The 16,898-nt window shown below is 56.7% G+C and carries 14 protein-coding genes and 10 pseudogenes; 8 read left to right on the top strand and 16 right to left on the bottom strand.

Annotation, left to right across the window (positions count from 1 at the left end; genetic code table 11):
* Window positions 1–109: 109 nt before the first annotated feature.
* The 5 genes and pseudogenes from AB4037_RS31160 to AB4037_RS31180 form a co-directional block, all read right to left on the bottom strand.
* Window positions 110–1,039: a hypothetical protein gene (locus AB4037_RS31160; RefSeq protein WP_441774171.1), complete on the bottom strand. Its 930-nt coding sequence runs from the start codon at window positions 1,037–1,039 to the stop codon at window positions 110–112.
* A 24-nt stretch (window positions 1,040–1,063) separates the two neighbouring features.
* Entirely contained in the window at window positions 1,064–1,462 is a 399-nt protein-coding gene (locus AB4037_RS31165) for a T6SS immunity protein Tdi1 domain-containing protein (protein WP_441774191.1), read from the bottom strand.
* A 9-nt stretch (window positions 1,463–1,471) separates the two neighbouring features.
* A pseudogene (locus AB4037_RS31170) lies at window positions 1,472–1,666 on the bottom strand (GAD-like domain-containing protein); the annotation flags it as partial.
* 24 nt (window positions 1,667–1,690) lie between these two features.
* Window positions 1,691–2,539, bottom strand: coding sequence for a hypothetical protein (locus AB4037_RS31175; protein WP_441774172.1), 849 nt, complete (start codon window positions 2,537–2,539; stop codon window positions 1,691–1,693).
* 12 nt (window positions 2,540–2,551) lie between these two features.
* Window positions 2,552–3,208: a recombinase family protein gene (locus AB4037_RS31180; RefSeq protein WP_441774173.1), complete on the bottom strand. Its 657-nt coding sequence runs from the start codon at window positions 3,206–3,208 to the stop codon at window positions 2,552–2,554.
* 125 nt (window positions 3,209–3,333) lie between these two features.
* Between AB4037_RS31180 and AB4037_RS31185 the strand changes: the two are divergent.
* Window positions 3,334–5,109: pseudogene (locus AB4037_RS31185) on the top strand (DUF4158 domain-containing protein); the annotation flags it as partial.
* 72 nt (window positions 5,110–5,181) lie between these two features.
* Here the strand turns inward: AB4037_RS31185 and AB4037_RS31190 are convergent.
* The 3 genes and pseudogenes from AB4037_RS31190 to AB4037_RS31200 all read right to left on the bottom strand — a co-directional run.
* Window positions 5,182–6,738 carry an ISL3 family transposase gene (locus AB4037_RS31190; protein WP_441774174.1) on the bottom strand — a complete coding sequence of 519 codons (1,557 nt, stop codon included), beginning with the start codon at window positions 6,736–6,738 and terminating at the stop codon, window positions 5,182–5,184.
* 91 nt (window positions 6,739–6,829) lie between these two features.
* Window positions 6,830–7,747: pseudogene (locus AB4037_RS31195) on the bottom strand (acetate/propionate family kinase); the annotation flags it as partial.
* Window positions 7,744–8,137: pseudogene (locus tag AB4037_RS31200) on the bottom strand (phosphate acyltransferase); the annotation flags it as partial. The pseudogenes AB4037_RS31195 and AB4037_RS31200, both read right to left, overlap by 4 nt.
* A gap of 772 nt (window positions 8,138–8,909) precedes the next feature.
* Between AB4037_RS31200 and AB4037_RS31205 the strand changes: the two are divergent.
* Window positions 8,910–9,206 (top strand): type II toxin-antitoxin system HigB family toxin, encoded by a 297-nt coding sequence (locus tag AB4037_RS31205; protein ID WP_441774175.1) that lies wholly within the window; start codon window positions 8,910–8,912, stop codon window positions 9,204–9,206.
* Window positions 9,206–9,604: a helix-turn-helix domain-containing protein gene (locus AB4037_RS31210; RefSeq protein WP_441774176.1), complete on the top strand. Its 399-nt coding sequence runs from the start codon at window positions 9,206–9,208 to the stop codon at window positions 9,602–9,604. Before AB4037_RS31205 ends, AB4037_RS31210 begins: the two co-directional genes overlap by 1 nt.
* A gap of 143 nt (window positions 9,605–9,747) precedes the next feature.
* On the opposite strand, the pseudogene AB4037_RS31215 reads toward AB4037_RS31210, so the two are convergent.
* From AB4037_RS31215 to AB4037_RS31230, 4 genes and pseudogenes are all read right to left on the bottom strand, one after another.
* Window positions 9,748–9,888, bottom strand: a pseudogene (locus AB4037_RS31215) (ATP-binding protein); the annotation flags it as partial.
* A 72-nt stretch (window positions 9,889–9,960) separates the two neighbouring features.
* Window positions 9,961–10,200, bottom strand: coding sequence for a hypothetical protein (locus tag AB4037_RS31220; protein ID WP_441774177.1), 240 nt, complete (start codon window positions 10,198–10,200; stop codon window positions 9,961–9,963).
* Between the two features lie 52 nt (window positions 10,201–10,252).
* Window positions 10,253–10,369: pseudogene (locus tag AB4037_RS31225) on the bottom strand (IS6 family transposase); the annotation flags it as partial.
* A 9-nt stretch (window positions 10,370–10,378) separates the two neighbouring features.
* A pseudogene (locus AB4037_RS31230) lies at window positions 10,379–10,733 on the bottom strand (helix-turn-helix domain-containing protein); the annotation flags it as partial.
* Between the two features lie 125 nt (window positions 10,734–10,858).
* Here AB4037_RS31230 and AB4037_RS31235 point away from each other — a divergent pair.
* Window positions 10,859–11,392, top strand: a pseudogene (locus AB4037_RS31235) (transposase); the annotation flags it as partial.
* A 109-nt stretch (window positions 11,393–11,501) separates the two neighbouring features.
* Here the strand turns inward: AB4037_RS31235 and AB4037_RS31240 are convergent.
* On the bottom strand, window positions 11,502–11,798 hold the full coding sequence (locus AB4037_RS31240; RefSeq protein WP_441774178.1) for a hypothetical protein: 297 nt from the start codon (window positions 11,796–11,798) through the stop codon (window positions 11,502–11,504).
* A gap of 267 nt (window positions 11,799–12,065) precedes the next feature.
* Between AB4037_RS31240 and AB4037_RS31245 the strand changes: the two are divergent.
* Window positions 12,066–12,315 (top strand): annotated as a pseudogene (locus AB4037_RS31245) (IS6 family transposase); the annotation flags it as partial.
* A gap of 521 nt (window positions 12,316–12,836) precedes the next feature.
* Complete coding sequence (locus AB4037_RS31250) at window positions 12,837–13,448, top strand: hypothetical protein (protein ID WP_441774179.1); 612 nt, start codon at window positions 12,837–12,839, stop codon at window positions 13,446–13,448.
* 119 nt (window positions 13,449–13,567) lie between these two features.
* Here AB4037_RS31250 and AB4037_RS31255 read toward each other — a convergent pair whose 3' ends face one another.
* Together AB4037_RS31255 and AB4037_RS31260 are read right to left on the bottom strand one after the other, a co-directional pair.
* Window positions 13,568–14,464, bottom strand: a complete 897-nt coding sequence (locus tag AB4037_RS31255; protein ID WP_441774180.1) for a DMT family transporter — start codon at window positions 14,462–14,464, stop codon at window positions 13,568–13,570.
* A gap of 106 nt (window positions 14,465–14,570) precedes the next feature.
* Window positions 14,571–15,191 (bottom strand): glutathione S-transferase family protein, encoded by a 621-nt coding sequence (locus AB4037_RS31260; RefSeq protein ID WP_441774181.1) that lies wholly within the window; start codon window positions 15,189–15,191, stop codon window positions 14,571–14,573.
* Window positions 15,192–15,385: 194 nt separating this feature from the next.
* Here AB4037_RS31260 and AB4037_RS31265 point away from each other — a divergent pair, with 194 nt between their 5' ends.
* Both AB4037_RS31265 and AB4037_RS31270 read left to right on the top strand, forming a co-directional pair.
* Window positions 15,386–16,306, top strand: a complete 921-nt coding sequence (locus AB4037_RS31265) for a transcriptional regulator GcvA (protein ID WP_441774182.1) — start codon at window positions 15,386–15,388, stop codon at window positions 16,304–16,306.
* 229 nt (window positions 16,307–16,535) lie between these two features.
* Window positions 16,536–16,679, top strand: a pseudogene (locus tag AB4037_RS31270) (IS630 transposase-related protein); the annotation flags it as partial.
* 83 nt (window positions 16,680–16,762) lie between these two features.
* Here AB4037_RS31270 and AB4037_RS31275 read toward each other — a convergent pair.
* Window positions 16,763–16,898 (bottom strand): transposase domain-containing protein (locus AB4037_RS31275; RefSeq protein ID WP_441774192.1); only part of this gene is annotated, 136 nt, incomplete at its 5' end.

The following is a 16,898-nucleotide window of genomic DNA, read 5'->3' on the forward strand; positions in this document are numbered from 1 at the left end:
TGATGATTGTTGCTTTCGGCGCAGCTCGGCAATTCGGCCTTCCTCGCCGACCGGGATCCTGGCCGTTGCACGCTCCGCGAGACCGAATAGGCGGCAACAGCTCGTCATCTCAAACATCGTCGAATCGCTCCAGATAGGCATCGACCCGATTGGGATGATCGCCGCCGAACATGAAACCGTGTCCGCAACTGGCGGGAAAGCGGATCGGTTTGAGAAAGGCCGCTACGGCTTGATAGGCGGTCAGGTCCTCCCGGGCATTGATGTCACCCCAGATCGGCTCCGCTCTTGCTTGGATCACAACGAAACTGGGACATTTGACGATCGTCACGCCTTCAGTGCTTGCCAGTGCATCGCAGGAGCCGGACAACCGGGGCAGAAACGCGTTGCCGATCAGGGTTCGCCAGCCGATATCGGCGATCCCGGGCGCTTCATCGGCCTTCCAGCGATGGAAGGAACCTTCGCGCCGAATGCCCTCAATGACCATGTTCGCGCGGATCTCAAGCGCCGCTCTATAGCGCTGCGAGGCTTGGCCGAGCATGAACGCCAGGCTGCTCTTGTAGGGCGGCAGAAAAAAACCAAACCCCATCACGCCGCAGATGAGCGGCGTGCCTTCGAGCTCTGACAGCATCTTGTCGGCGAACGCTTTGTTGGCATCCGCATCGATCGGCAGCGCGATCTCCAGAGCGGTTGCCGATTTCTGGTTTTCAATGCCAAAATAGGGCAGCGCGGGATTGTCGAACTCGGCCGGCAACAAGCCGTACCGGCGCAGGCCATCGCTATATTTGGCTGTCGTCCGTTCGAAGAACCTGCGTCCTTCCTCCAGAAGGTCGGGCTTCATCCATTTGATGACGCCCTCATGCTTGTCAAAGTGATACGAGGTTACGTTCGCAGCTTCGCCATAGGCGGCCTCGAACTGACGATAGATCGCGGCATAGCGTGACTGGCTTCGCTTGTCCGCGAGATCGCCGTCGATGATGGCGAGAATCCTGAAAGCCGGGACTGCCATCGGGTCATTTTCATAGGTCAAGACCTCCGGCATACAAATCCTTCCGGGCCGCAGCGTCTAGCCGATCTCACGTAGATACTCGTAGCCGCCCTGGCCCATTCGGGTGAGCCGGAACGGTTGCATCTGAGCGATCATTGCAAAATGCTCCAGGGCCGAGTAGCGCTTCACATGTTCAACGGCGCGATATTGGCTGTCGAAGCCGACGAGACCCAGCGAGGGCGCGAAACCCAAACATTCGTCACGCTGAAGGGCGCCATGTTCTTCGACACAGCGCATGAACATAGGCTTCTGGTTCGTGTCCCAAAGTTCGCGATCATTTTCCTCGTTCGGCAGCAATCCGGAGGCGACTCTTTCCGGATTTGGCTCAGCGTGGCCGACAAGGTGTGAGGGCAATTTGAATTCTGTCGCAAAAAGCTGGCGGCACCAGACCTGATACTGGAGGAGGTCAATTGTCACCAGCCAATGGCGCTCGGACCAGGCGTGCAGTTTTCCAAAAGCAGAGTATGAAACGATGTGGCAGTCATCGGGGTGAAGGTCTGCATCGTCCTTGAAAATCAGCGCCGCAAGCGGCTTGAAAAGCTGAGGATCGACGAACTGAAATCCATTCTGGAAATAAGATCCATAACCGTGCAAGCCCAAGAATTCCGAGAAAACCGCCGGAAGATGCGCTTTTGCATAAGCGACCTAGCCTTCTGAAAGGCGCGCTGGATCGGAGGGCGGTCCGAATTTTTTCAAGATGTAGTCGTAGTCTTCATTCAAGTTCGTTGTGCTGCCTCGATCCAGATCCTTGATCAGCCCGAATTCCTTCCTTCGGTCATACAGAAAAAGCCCTTCTTCATCCCAGCCGGCGGACCAGCCTCCCTTCCACAGCAGATAAGCAGCAGTAGTCGGGTCGTTATCGACATCGGAGGAACTACAGAGCGGCCATGTTACCCACTCGGCAATGTCGTAGGTGGAAGCGAGGCGGTACAGGGGCTCGGACAGGAAATAATACGCGTCGCTGCCGGCCTGGCCATTTTCCTTTGCCGCCAGATCACCGAGCGCACTCCGCAAATGGACAAAGGGCGAATCCGCCCGCGCAAAGGCGTCCTGGGGAGAGATCGTCGGGTTCTCTATCACGCGTACACGACCGAACGGGTCCGGCGCCTCTATCCCGAGCTCTCTGGTGAGATCGAGGCCCTTGCGCAAAATCATGGTGGCATAGTGGGCATCGATGGGCTTTCGCTTCGTCGACAGATACTCTTCGATGCGGGCGAGCATCTGATCGCCACGGGGTAGGATGGAAAACGCGCGCCTGCGCGCTCCTGGGCCACTCTTCCAGCGCGTGCACCAGAAATTGAACTGCAAGCGATTGTCGAGATCCATGTCCGGGAGCGGGTCCGGAACGCCCTCGTCATCGGGACCTTCTTCTGGGTGATCCTTGTAACTATCCAGGATCTGATGCCAGCGGCGCTGCCATTCCTTCGGGTCCTGCGGCACCGGTGTATCCGGAGGTGACGACGGATCCTTCTTGCGCCTGAATAAATTGAACATCGCTGCTTCCATTCATCGATGAGAGAGCACTGCTTGCTCTGTTGAAGGGGGTGTTTGCGGGAGGCCGAGGACGCGTTTCCCATAGTCCCTGAGTTCGCCATTTGGGCCGACGTAGCGATAAAGGGTGACGCGCTCGATCCCAAGTTCGTTGCACAGATCGGAAACGGAAGTGTCGCGTTGCGACATCGCGGCCTGCGCGAGACGCACCTGCGCTTTAGTAAGTGCGAATTTTCGCCCACCCTTTCGCCCACGTGCCCTGGCAGCGGCGAGGCCAGCCATGGTCCGCTCACGAATTAGATCTCGTTCGAACTCGGCCAGGGTGGCGAAAATACCGAACACCATGCGGCCGGAGGCGGTCGTAGTGTCGATCTGAGCACCCTTTCCGGTCAGGACACGCAATCCGATATTGCGATCCGACAGATCCTTCACAGTGTTGACCAGATGAGCAAGCGACCGGCCGAGGCGATCAAGCTTCCAGACCACCAACACATCGCCGGCGCGCAAGGATCTCAGACAGGCGGCCAGCCCGGGCCGATCGTCGCGGCCGCCGGAAGCGCGATCCTCATAGACATTGTCCTGTTCGACGCCGGCGGCGCGCAGGTCGTCGTACTGCAGGTCGAGGGACTGCGAGCCATCGGCTTTTGAGACGCGGGCGTATCCGATCAGCATGTTTCTTAAACGTTGGTTTGAGGCGGCGCGCCGGCCACGATTGCATCGGTCTCTGGAAATGTATCTCAACCAGCTTCATAAACAAAGCATCTTGAACGTCATCAAATTTTGAAAAAGGAACATTGATGCCGCGTCGCGTCACTCTAACCGATCGGCAGAAGGACGCGCTGTTGCGCCTGCCGACCTCGCAGGCGGATTTGCTGAAGGATTATACGCTGAGCGATGAAGATCTCGGCCACATCAGGCAACGTCGGCGCGCTCACAACAGGTTCGGCTTCGCCCTGCAATTGTGCGTCCTGCGCTATCCCGGCCGGGTGCTGGCTCCGGGCGAACTGATCCCGGCCGAGGTGGTCGAGTTCATCGGAGCGCAACTCGGCCTTAGCGCCGATGATCTCGTCGACTATGCCTCTCGCGAGGAGACGCGGCACGAGCATCTTGCCGAGTTGCGGGCGCTCTATGGGTTCCGCACCTTCTCCGGACGTGGTGCGCGCGAGCTGAAGGGCTGGCTGTTCCGGGAAGCCGAACTGGCGGTGTCGAACGAGGACATTGCCCGTCGCTTTGTGGCTGAATGCCGTCGCACCCGCACGGTTCTTCCCGCGACATCCACGATCGAGCGCCTCTGCGCCACGGCTCTGGTCGATGCCGAGCGGCAAATCGAGGCGCGGATTGCCGATCGGTTGTCCATGCCGATCCGGGAACAGTTACTGGCATTGCTCGAGGAGACGGCTGACGATCGGGTGACCCGCTTCGTATGGCTGCGTCAGTTCGAGCCAGGCTCGAACTCTTCGTCAGCCAACCGGCTGCTCGACCGGCTGGAATACCTGCAACGTGTCGATCTTCCCGAGGATCTTTTGGCCGGTGTTCCTGCCCATCGCGTGACACGACTGCGCAGGCAGGGCGAGCGGTATTATGCTGACGGCATGCGTGATCTCCCAGCGGACAGGCGGCTTGCGATTCTGGCCGTCTGCGCGGCGGAATGGCAGGCGATGCTTGCCGATGCCGTGGCCGAAACCCACGACCGGATCGTCGGCAGGCTCTACCGGGCGTCGGAAAGGATTTGCCAGGCGAAGATCGCCGACGAAGCGAACGCGGTGCGCGACACCCTGAAATCCTTCGCCGAAATCGGCGGAGCCCTGGTCGATGCGCAGGATGATGGCCAGCCGCTGGGCGACGTCATCGCGAGCGGATCGGGTTGGGACGGCTTCAAAACCCTTGTCGTAATGGCAACCAAACTCACCGCCACCATGGCGGACGATCCGCTCAATCATGTGCTCGACGGCTATCACCGTTTCCGCCGATACGCTCCCCGCATGTTACGCCTGCTCGATCTCCGGGCCGCCCCTGTTGCGCAGCCGCTTCTGGAAGCAGTGACTGCCCTGCGCATCGGTTCGAACGATGCCGCGCAAACCGCCTTCCTGCGACCGAGCTCGAAGTGGCATCGCCATCTTCGTGCCCAGGCGGCCGGCGATAGGCGCCTCTGGGAGATCGCGGTGCTGTTCCACCTGCGCGATGCGTTCCGCTCCGGAGATGTCTGGCTGGCCAAATCCCGGCGCTATGGCGATCTGAAACACGCACTCGTGCCGGCACAAGCTGCGGCGGAAAGCGGCCGTCTCGCCGTGCCATTGCGGCCGGAGGAATGGCTGGCGGACCGGCAAGCTCGCCTTGATATCCGGTTGCGCGAGCTTGGCCGCGCTGCTCGCACGGGCACGATTCCCGGCGGGTCCATCGAAAACGGCGTCCTGCATATCGAGAAGCTCGAAGCCGCGGCGCCGTCCGGCGCCGAGGATATGGTTCTCGATCTATACAAGGCGATTCCGCCCACACGCATCACCGACCTCTTGTTGGAGGTGGATGCTGCAACCGGTTTCTGTGAAGCCTTCACCCATCTCCGCACGGGTGTCAATCGGCATCCAAATGGGCCCCCGGATCGGCATGCAAAAGGGGCTCTGACGCACTTTTGATGAAGATTGGCCCTATTCGGCTCCGATTACACGAGCTTGCAGCAAGTCGATCTTGCCGCGTCCGTACATCTGCCGTTTCACAAGCTTGAGTTTCGTGATCTGGCCTTCTGTCTGCCCGTTGGACCACGGCAAAGCGATCGCGGCGCTGACAGCCTCGCGGTCCTTCAGCACGCCCTTGGCGAAGGAGCCAACGAGGCTTGATTGGGCCCGCTCAAGCCAGGGTTCGAGATCGGCCAAGGCCTTCTTGCGGATCATGGCCTGGAAGGCGCAGATGGTTTCTCGTGCTTCGACGAGCAACGGCACGCCTCTCTCGATGGCAGCAACCGTCACGGTTTCAGCCTTGGAAAGGCCATCGCGGCCGATAGTCAGCAGGCGGGCAATGGTCCGCGCCGATGGCGCGCGGCGCAAGATATCGCCATTGACCTTGTCGGCGCGCCGGCGCCGTGCGGCCCATTCGCTCACGACTCGCAGACATCCTCTGAAGCCTTGTTCCTTGAGCTTGCGCCACAACCTGGCACCATTGCGGTGGCCTGCCTCCCATTGGGCGTCGAGCCAAGGGAGATAAAGCTCCAATGAGCTTTCCCGCAGCCGGAAGATATCCGAACGCTGTCCTCGAAGTATTTTGCGCACGAGGCCGCGGCTGTGTCCCGTACGCCGCACGATCTCCTTAATCGGGCTGCCCTCCTTCGCCAGGGCGAGAATGGCGGAATTGGCGTCTTCCCGGCGAAGATATCCCTCATACTGCAGCCGCTCGGCTGATGTGAGCAGATCAGGATCGATCGTGGCGGCCCCCAGGGCCGTTCGGATCGAACGCATGGATTTGCGCACCGCGTCCAGAAAGGCGGTGCTGGCATTTTCCATCAGGTGCCAGCGATCGGCGACCTGAGTCGCTGCCGGCAGGGCCTTGGCGGCGGCCAAGGCATAGCCTCCACCTCGGTCACGAGCGACGATACCGATCTGCGGTTGCTCGGCGAGCCAGGCCTGGGCCGTCGCGGGTTCGCGATCAGGCAAAAGAGCGATGGTCTTGCGCCTCTCCAGATCGCAGATCAGCGTCCCGTAGCGCTGATTGCGTCGCCACGCCCAATCATCGATGCCGATAATGGTTGGCGGAACCATCCGTGGGCTGCCCTTGCGTCGGACGACGCGTAACATGGTGTCGTTGCTCACCGGTACCTGCAACCTGCGCGCAAAATCTGCCGCCGGTCGGCCGCCCAGCGCAAGTCCGAGATGGTGGACAATCAGATCAAGGCGCCCTGTTCGCCTTGCCCAGGGAGCGAGCCCATCGTTGTCGAAGCGCTCGGTGAAAATCCGCCTGCTGCATAGAACCTTGTCGCACCAGAACCGCCGAGCGATGACGAAAAGCCTAACAGGCCTGCCTGACAGCGGGAGATCAGCCAGCCGTCGAGAGTAACGGCTATGGATACGTCTAGATCTCGTCCCGCAGGCGGGGCAAGGGCTGTTGTCAGACTCCGAATGGACCGTGATGAGGACGAGCGCATCGTCCCTGTCGACCCGGTCGACCACAAATCCCGGCGGTACAAACGTCGAGGCGTGCAAGGTTGAAGCCATCGCGTTGATTCCCTTTGCGAAACCAACGCCAGTCGCTGCCTCAACTTCATCAAAAATGAGTCAGAGCCCTTATTCCATGCCGATTCACAGTCGCCAGCGCGGTGATTTCCCGGGCGATGCGCTGGCAGAACAGATCGATGGCTTCGGCTGCCTCGGCCGCATCGCTGGCCAGGAGGTCGCGCGTATCGGCGCTTGAACCTGAGATCCCGAGCAGGCCGGAGCCGTGATAGAGCAGGTCTTCGAGGGTATCGAGCGAATAGCCGCGCTGTTTCATGAGGTGCAGCGGGACGCCTGGATCCAGGGCGCCGCAGCGCGTGGCCATGGGAATGCCGTCCAAGGTTGAAACCCCATCGAGGTATCGCGGCTGACGCCATTGGAGAGCGCGCACAGGCTCGCCCCGCTGCCCAAATGGGCGACCACCACCCGGCCCGTGGCCAGGCGCGGTGCGACTTCCCTCAGCCTGCCCGCGATGAATTGATAGGACAGGCCGTGGAAGCCGTAGCGCTTGATCCCCTGGTCGAAGAGATCGCGTGGCAGCGCGAAGCGGCGGACGATGTCGGCCTGTGTGTGATGGAAAGCCGTATCGAAGGAAGCCATCTGCGGCAAATTGGGACGCAGATGCCGGATGGCCCGGATCAGCCGTACACTTTGGAGTTGATGTAGAGGCGCCAGAGGCACCAATCTCTCGACAGCGTTCAATGTGACATCGTCGACAAATGTCGGCCCAGCGAAGATATCGCCGCCATGGACGACCCGATGACCGACGGCTGTCAGGCCCGAAAGGGAAAAGTGCTCGGCCAGCACATCGAATGCCTCATCGACAACATCGTGAAAATCACCGCTGTCCCTGGCTTTCAAGGGGACGTCCGCGGCTCGGGGACCTACGACGATATGGAGGTCGAGAGGCTTGCGTCGAAGGTCGATGACGCCCATGCCGAGCCGTTCAGCCGAACAGGCCGAGCTTGATCGTGGACGAACCAGGATTGCAAGTGAGGATAATGCCGGTCATCGAGAAGACCTTCCTTTGGCCACAAGCTTTGCGAACGCGATCGAAGCATTGCAGGCCCCTACCGAGTCCGATCTGCTGGTGCGGATGATGGGCACTCGTGCACCGAGAACGAGGCCCGCAGCGTCCACTCCTCTCAGGTAAATGAGTTGCTTGGCCAGCATGTTCCCGGCCTCGAGATCCGGAGCAACCGAAATATCCGCCCGGCCCGCGACCGGCGATGACCCTTCACGGGGGCGGCAACGAGATCGACAGCATTGTCAAAGACAAGTGCGCCATCGAGTTTGACCCGGCGATCTGGCCTCGTATGGCCATGACACTCAGTGCTGCCGCATCCAGCGTTGCGGGTATGACAGAATTCACCGTCTCTCCGGCGGCGAGAAGCACGACCTTGGCCGAAGAAGCAACGGGCCGCATATGTGTAGGGGCCGGATGCATTGGGCCGATGTCGCCAGATGCCGCGGCGAAGAGCTTGATGTCGTCGTCGCAGAGGATCCGTATCAGGCTTGCCGCATCTCCGATCCCCAACTCGTCGAAGGAGCGATTGACCAGGACGTGGGGGTAGGTCAGTTTGTTCATGGCTGCTGTGCATAGATTCCCGGTGCATGGGCGAGTAGAGGCCTGAACCTCATGCTAACGAGGCAATGATCGACCTTGATGCGGATCAAGGATGAGCATTCGCGCGGGAACGTGCGTTGTTCTTGCTGCGGGCGTGGCGGAGTTTGGCTCAGTGCAATGCTGCATTTTGGTTCCAACCGGCCCAGGCGTGCGGCCCCAGCATCGCCTCGAGGCTGCATTGGAACTGGCCAGGCGCACCCATGCCCATATCAATGCACTCTATATCGGGCCGGGCCTGCAGATCACGCTGCCTCCGTCCCTTCCGGTCGGCGCGGCCTGCGTCGTGCTGCAACGCAACGACTCACAGGCGAGTCGACCAGATTGTTGGCGAGGTCACTAGTACCCTTCGGTCCGACAATCCTCAATCGTGCCCATGGCGCGGACGATCCCGCCAATTACTTCAATTCTCGAAGCCGAGCAGGCCGTAGCAGGATGACCCGATCAAGTCGGGAATGGATGCCTTCCCGGAAGATGGATGGGCTAGGCATAGTTCCCAATACGGGAATATTCCTCTTGTTCCCAATTTGGGAATGGGATACAAAGGTGCATGCAGATCATCGCCAAGAAAGCGTTGAAGGAATTCTGGGCTAAGCACCATCAGGCTGAGGCACCTTTAACCGCCTCGTACTTGGCGGTCGGCAAAGCCGACTGGACAGGTCCTGCCGATATCAAGGCGGTATTTGGCACGACTGTCGACTTTGTAGGTGACAATCGCGTCATCTTCGACATCGGTGGCAATAAGTACCGCTTGATCGTCCACGTCGCCTATAAGTTTCACCGTGTTCTGATCAAGTTCGTCGGGACACATAAAGAGTACGATAAGATCGATCCGGAGAAGGTGTGATGGAAAACATTCGCCCCATTAAGACCGAGGCCGATTACGATTGGGCCATCGCTGAAATCACCAAATATTTCGAAAATGAGCCGGAAGTCGGCTCTCCCGATGGCGATCGCTTCGATGTCCTGGCAATTTTGATCGAAGCTTACGAGGACAAGCACTACCCGATTGCATCGCCCGACCCTGTCGATGCGATCCACTCCCACATGAAACTTTTCAACCTGCCCCGTAAGGCCCTCGTTGACGTGATAGGCTCGTCGCCTCGTGTGACAGAAATACTTGCTCGCAAACGCGCCTTAACCCTCGAAATGGTCTACAAACTGAACAGGGAATGGCACATCCCTGCCGAAGTGCTCGTAAAGCCGTACCATCTTGCCAAAGATCGCGAGCGCAAACGCGCATAGGAGGCAACCATGTCAAATCGCGCTGAACTGCCTCCCCCCTTTCGCTTTGAATGCTAGCCCCCCTTGTGTGCATGGGTGGACCCGCCGAAGCTAGGCGGGGTTGCGAAGCTGGGCGACTTCGGCTTCCAGATGGCAGGGGATAGGGCATCGTCGAAGACTTGGGGCCGGTCGGCGAAGGCTAGATTGGTGGTGATGATGATCGAGGTGTTTTCGTGGAGCTTGCTGATCAGATGGAACAGGAGCTGAGCGCCGGCTTGGCTGAAGGGCAAATAGCCGAGTTCGTCGGTGAGCGTTCCCGCGATAACGCACCTTCGGCCACTGGAAGACGATGACGTTTGTCGCTAGCCTTCGCCTGGTCATATGGTTACATCCAGGGAAAGGCGGGTTTGCTTGGCGAGAGCAAGTAGCCATTCGATCATCTTCTCAACACTTTCCCGATTCGTCGATTGTGGATTCACGACCAGATATTCCTGATAGTCGCTCGACTGCGTCGGAATTGGCAGGGGCTGGAGATCGCCGCGTTTGATCGAGTCTCGAACGTAGTAATCCCAGCCCAATGCTACGCCATGGCTGCAAACAGCTGCCTCCAGGACCATGGCATAGGTGGTAAATCGTCGAATCTGTGGCGTTGTGATCGTGGATGTGGGCAACCCGGCGATGAATGGTGGAGTGATCCACGTGGATCCCACGCTCGGCCATTATTTCGTCCAGATCGCGCAGGCCGAGGTTGTACGCCAGATCCCAACGAACGCACAGTAGGATCACTGATCGGACTTTGAAGCCACGCTCCGTCGGCGGGCGCACTTCGCGTAGAAAGTCGGTGACCGCGGTATAGCCGCCCTTGTAGCCGAGCTCCTTCAGCTCCCGGTACAAGCGGCTGCCGGTAAGAGCGGGGAAAGCCTTCACCCGCTCCCGCAGATAGCTGGCGAAGGCGTCGATCACGGCCGGGCACGGTTTTGCGTGGACCGTAGACCGGTGCCTCCAAGCCACGTTCGATATATTTGCGCACCGTCTTGCGATCGATGCCGCTCTGCCGGGCAATTGCCGACACCGACAAACCCTGCCGGTGCAAATCAAGGATCATCACAATCTCCCCAAGTCCGACCACCGAGCTGCCCCTTTCGACCATCGAAAGAAGCATCGGCGAAACGCCGCCGTCGGTCTTCCCGGGGCATGCCCCGGGAAGACCGAGGCATCGCAAACTGGGGAATTTTCAAACGGCGGATTTGGGGAGTTTCACTCCGGTATCAACACACGGTCGAATTCCGGCTCAGCAAACATCGTGATCTCCGGGCGGCGAAACGCTTCCTGTGCAGGGCCTTGAAACGCCACGGGCGACCGGATCGTATCGTCATCGACGGCAGCCAGACCAACCAGCAAGCCGTCATCTCATGCGATGCTGAGAACCGCCTGCGTCATCGGTCGCTCACCTTCCTCCTTACAAGCGGCGAATCGGCCGATTGTAGGGCGTATGATATCCTCATCGGCCTGCCCGAGCACTCGCCCGACGCCCTGCTCGCGGATAAGGGCTACGATGCCGATGCCATCCGTGCGATCTTGCCAAACGGAAGATCGAGGCTGTCAATCCCCGGTGGGTCAAACCGCCGAGTGAGGATCGAGCATGACCGGGCGCTCTACAAGCAGCGCTATCGCATCGAGCGAATGTTAGGCCATCTAAAAATCAACCGTGCCGTCGCAACCAGATACGACCAACTCGCCAATAGCTTCCTCGGCATGGTCTTTCTCGCCACCGCCAGATACTGGCTCAAATTTGTCCACATCGCCTAGTTCACCTAAAGACGCTCTTGCTACGGGATGGAATGCTTCGGTATTACAGAAGCACTACGGTAACGAGATCCGCTTCAAAGCCTCCCAGTCCGGCTTTTACGACAGCCAGTTAATGAGGAATATCATTGCTATAGGGCGTTACTAGGTACTGATTTGTAGGAATTCCAAACAGACCTTTTAGTAATGAATTTCCCAGATTAACCGTTGAAACAGTCAATACTTTCCCGACGCCGAAAGCGGCAGCGAACACCGAGGGAAACAGGCCCAGTGTGGCTGCGTTAGCCGTTTTGTCAGCACCGATCGCAATCCCCTCAATTACATTGCCCATCGCATCAAAAATACTGCCACCCGTAAAATAGCCAGCGCCCGAAACAAGCTCGATTTCGTATCTATCGAGATCCCGCATTACGTTGCCTCCAGAATATATAGAGCATTTTCTCCAAACTCGCGATCAAAAATCGAAAGCCTTATGATAGCTTATAATGCGATAAACGTTCCGGCAATTCATCCAAATGGATTATAATTACTTGATATGGACTATGGTACAGAGCCATAAAACCGGCAGCCCCCTCGGAATGAATACCCATCTTGGCATCGTCAACTTGTTGCGACGAAATCGCAAGAGCACCTCCGGGGACGCTGTTGCAAAAATCGTTTTGGTGCCGGAAAGAGCATCGAATATTTCAGTGAGACGGATTTCAAGCGGGGCCATTTCCAGGGTGAAGCGATTTTGCGGGGGGTGCGATGGTATTGCTAATATGGCGTCAGCTACCGCCATCTCGGGCGAATGGGGCGTCTCAGTCGATCATTCCACGATCTATCGGGGCGTCCAGAAGTACGCGCCGGAGATTGATAAGCGGCTGCGTTGCCACTGGCGCCGGCTGCGGTCAACCAGCTGGTATGTCGACGAAACCGGCCTTCGGGCCTGCGCCATGTCGCGTTGGCTCTTCTCCGAAAGAACAAGACCGCGATGACCTGCTATCGAAGTTTCAAATCGCTGCTAAAGCGGTATGGCTCGCTCTTCGACTTCGTCACGCTCTCCATAATTGCCTGATGAGCATGCCATATGGCAGGCAAACCTGCCATATGGCAGTATCTCTCAAATCGTCGAAACACTTATGTGTTTGTCTGCTTTATGGCGAGGGCTGACAATGGCTGCCATTGAGTTCGTACAATGACTTTTAAACCGTTTGCTCACGATGAACATCCATCATTCTTGCCACCGAATATCAAGCTATCCGCCCATGTTTGAGTGATACGGAGGCCGTGCTAATGGCTTGCCTGGCAAGTCTCCTAAACAGAATTTCGGAATCGCTCGATGGAAAGTTTGCGGCGGGCAGCGCCTCGGATCACGCACGCACTGCCATAAATACAATGTTACAGCGAAGGGGCAGGCTCTCGATATCGGAAGACGCAAGGGCGCGAGCCGAGATGCTGCGCGGCGATGATGGGATCTGATTATGCCCTGTTCTTGTGTCGTTCACGCACCATGATGATGTTCAAAAATGCCATGCTGTGGCTTTTTGAGCTGTACCTCTCGTCCAAAGGTCGGCAAATCTTCCTGGTGTTTCATTCAGCGTCCGCCATAAACTCTTCGCGGGACGTGCAGTTGAAAGGAAGAGCGATGGATGGACCGTATTTATCGGCATTGGCTGCGCTGGCAGGATCCAGTATCGGTGCATTCGCGTCATTCGCTACAACCTGGCTGAACCAGAGCTACCAACAGAGAGTCCAGCGCAGAGCTAATGAAATGTCGCGGCGCGAGAGAATATTTGGAGAGTTCATCGACGAGGCGTCAAAAGTATACGCTGACGCGATGGAAAATAGCCTTACAGACGTTGGAAAGCTGGTTAAGTTGTATTCTATAAAAAACAAAATGAAATTATTCTCTGGAAACGAAGTCGTAGAAAGTGCTGAGGATGTCCTTAAAAAGGTTATAGAGAGATATTCCTCTGAAAAGATAGACCTTGTTCATTTTGATGCCAGTAAATTACAAAGATTAGATTTGCTATATAATTTTACCGAGGCTTGTCGGAAAGAAATCATTCGGTACTAAGTTATGAGATCTGCACGCGATCCCCGGCGGGACCAGCGACACGGCTCAATGCTATGGCCGTGGTGTGACACCCTGAACACAAAGACCATGGGACGTGGGTGGGGGACAGAATGTCGTGACTATTCCGCCGATAGCTCCTTCTCCCGGCCCGCGATCGACCGCTGACGAGATGCAAGATGACCACCCATTGCCACCAGGGCAGCCCCAACAACAGTCAGGGCTAGAATTGGTTCATTCCACGCAATGATACCGATGATCCCCGCGAATACGATAGACATGTCACTCCAGGTGTTCACCTTGTCGCCAGGGGCTACGGTGAAAGCCTTGGTATAGAAAAATTGAGCGGCCGTCGTGAGGGCCGCCAGAACGATGATCTGGAGGAGTTTTGCCATATCTGGAACTTGCCAGGTCCAGGCTAACGGAACCGCTGACAGAAGCAGCACAAAGAATGTAAAATAAAACATCTGGCGTTCTGGTGGCTCAGTTGTCGACAGCGACCAGACGACAAGAGCCGCCGCAGCGCCACTGACCGCGGCAAGGATCCCTGATGCTTCCCCAACCGAAATTCCAAATCGGTCAGGCCTAATGATCATTGCTACGCCAATGAAGCTTATCGCGACGCCGAGCCAAACAAGACGATCCGACAGTCGACGAAGAACAACGAAAGCAAGTATAGGAACAAACATAGAGCCAAGTGACTGAAGCACGACGGCGTTTGCAAATGGGATGTGTGCCAACGCATAAAAGTAGGTCACTAACGCTCCATAGGTGAAGATGGATCTCGCAAAATGCAGGTGCAGTTTCTTCGTTGCTATACCACCCTTAAATCGACCGATCTTTAACCATACACAGATCAGCGCGAAGCACCACAGGTTCGACCAAAAGACGAGCGTGAGCGTGTTCATCCCGCTCGACGCGTACCGGGCCACGGTGGCGGCAAGTGCGAACAAGAGTGCCGAAAGGATCATATAAAATGTGCCTTTCGCAACATCATCGTTACTATTCAGTATCGCCACAATCTACCTACCGTTATTCTATAATTACACACAAAAAACCCTTCCGGAGGAGGTATGACTATTCAGTCATTTATGCTTATTGATGGGGCAATGGTCTTTTCACCCGTCATGGACCGAGCGCTGGTTCCGGAACAGCCAAGCCACGGGCGACTGCTGGACGCGCTGCGACCCGCTCATACCAAGCGGAAAGTGCCTCGAATTTGTCGAATGAGAACCCGGTCAATTTTGCTATGTGGAGCCAACCAAAATTAGCAATATCTGCGATGGAATAATCTCCGCACAGAAATTGCCGATCACAAAGTCGCTCATTAAGAATGCCATAGAGACGTTCAGTTTCATCGACGAAATGGTTGATTACGTTTGGGATTTTGTCTTTGGCGAAAATCGAGAAGTTGACACGTTGACCCAATGCAGGGCCGATAGCCGCCGAGTGCAAAAACAACCAATTTATTACGTCCCAACGTTTTGCACCGCTTACGGGGATCAACCGCCCACTTGTTTCCGCCAAGTATAGAAGGATCGCTCCGGATTCAAAAAGTACCTGGTCGGTTTTATGATCGAAAATTACCGGGATACGGCCATTCGGGTTGAGGGCGAGGAATTTCGAGGCTCTTTGTTCACCTTTGCTTAAGTTTACAACAAAAACACGATAACTTAGACCTAATTCCTCGAGACAAATCGCAACCTTGTAGCCATTTGGCGATGTAGAGGTATAGAAATAGATCATCGAACTTCCCGGAAATTATTCAAAAAGATTTCAATCGTGTCTTCGGAAAACATAACCTTGATTGTTATTATTCTTAATTTTTCGCTCAAAGTGATGTACTATAGGAGACCATATGCTGTAGGTATGCGATACGGGAAGGGCCAGCGCAAACGATATATATTGCGATAGGCGGATAGAAAAACTATACAGGCGAAATGCGATATCGACTCCCACCGTTGAACGCGTTACGCGCCTTCGAAGCTGCTGCTCGCCTCGTGAGCTTTCGGCTGGCTGCAGCTGAGTTAAATGTAACGCCCGGAGCTGTCAGTCAGCAAATCAAACGACTGGAGGCGGACCTTGGCTTTCAGCTATTTTCCCGAACCCCTACCTCCTTGCGGCTCACGCAGGCAGGGCAAGAATATTTTCCAATCATACGACAGGTATTCGGGCAAATTTCAGAAGAAACACAGAGGTTAACTAATCGAGGCCGAAAGGCGGATGTGGTCACTGTCAGCGTAATGCCGGGGTTCGCCATTAAATGGCTAGTGCCGAGGCTTGGCCGTTTTCAGGCCCGCCACCCAGACATCGAAGTACGAATTAACGCGTCAACCGAGCTGGTCGATTTCGAGAGGAACGATGTCGACCTCGCAATTCGCCATGGCCTCGGTCACTATCCGGGATTGAAAAGTTGGTTGTTGCTTTCTGAGGACATGGTGCCGGTTTGCCATCCAAGACTATTGGAGGGGCAACATCCCCTGAACGCGATCGAGGATATTCGCCATCATACCTTGCTGCATGATCAGGATCAGCGAGATTGGAGGCTGTGGCTCCAGGCTGCGAAGGTAACAGGGATCGATACTTCGCGCGGTCCCCGCTTCAACGACGAATCGGTCATGCTGCAAGCGGCCATCGAAGGGCAAGGCATAGCCCTCTGCCATTCAACGCTTGTAGAACGCGATGTTATCGAGGGGCGCTTGGTGAAGATCTTCGAGGTCCATGCTCCGAGTGACTTCGCGCATTATATCGTATGTCCAGAGGGGAGGGCGGAACTTCGTAAGCTGGTGACCTTCAGGGAATGGCTCTTGCAGGATGCCAACACCTTTCAAAGGTTGGCTGAAGCCACCAACAAAGAATAGTCCGCGAATGTCAAATTCTGCACTTTAGTCCTCCAAGCCCGATCAAAAATACCAATGTTCCCGTTCTGTTTGGCCTCAGCGCAGGAGGCCTTTATCAACCAAAGACAGCAACCTTTGACTTGATTGTGAGACCGCCATTCCTAGAGCAAATTCATGATGGGCGGAATCGAGGTGATTCCCTTTCAATTGATGGTGTGATTCATAGGTAGCCGTCACGAAGGAGGCGGCGATGAGTTGGCGATCGGGGCAAAGTTATTCGCAGGATTTGCGCGAGCGGGTTCTTGGCGCGGTGGATAGTGGAGTTGGGGTTCGCGAGGCGTCAGCGACCTTCAAGGTGAGTATTGCCTACATCTACAAGGCTCTGATCCGGCGTCGGCTGAGCGGCGATGCCCGGATCAATCCGAACCGCGGCCGTCCCCCGCGTAAACTCTCGCCCGAACAGGGTAAGCGTCGTTTTCAGGCCACGTCGCGCAGTTTTTCTGCCTCGGCATATGCCCATGGCATGAGCTCATCGATACGGCTGTTGGGATGAGCGTTGACGATCCTGGAGATGGTGTGGAGGAGATAGGCCTGGGGATCGACGTTGCCGAGC

Origin of the sequence: Labrys sp. KB_33_2, from assembly GCF_052114505.1 — a bacterium.
Classification (GTDB): Bacteria; Pseudomonadota; Alphaproteobacteria; order Rhizobiales; family Labraceae; genus Labrys.